Origin of the sequence: Streptomyces sp. MMG1121, assembly GCF_001280015.1 — a bacterium.
In the GTDB taxonomy this organism is placed as follows: domain Bacteria; phylum Actinomycetota; class Actinomycetes; order Streptomycetales; family Streptomycetaceae; genus Streptomyces.
In genome coordinates this window covers 1-291 of record NZ_LGDV01000131.1, presented here as the reverse complement: position 1 = coordinate 291, position 291 = coordinate 1, and the positions used below count along the sequence as shown (strand labels likewise).

The following is a 291-nucleotide window of genomic DNA, read 5'->3' as shown; positions in this document are numbered from 1 at the left end:
GCCATCGCCCTCGATGTCAAGGCACTTGCCGATCGTGCTCAGCGAGCCGTCGGGGTTGTGGGTCCAGTGCTGGTCCTCGGCGTAGGTCTGGCAGTCCCACAACTGCACGGCCGCGCGATTGCCACCGGTGTCGTCCGCGGCGACATCCACGCACTTACCGCCGGGCCCCGTGATCACGCCACCGCCGTTCACCGCGAACTTCTGGGCGTCGGCACCGTTGCAGTCCCAGATCTGCAACCGCGTGCCATTGGCGGTGGCACCACTCGGCGCATCGAGACAACGCCCGGACTG

General features: G+C 67.7%; 1 protein-coding gene. It reads right to left on the bottom strand.

Features of this window, described 5'->3' with window-relative positions:
- Positions 1-291, bottom strand: a 291-nt coding sequence (locus ADK64_RS14050) for a ricin-type beta-trefoil lectin domain protein (protein WP_199829608.1), incomplete at both ends; no start/stop codon positions are given.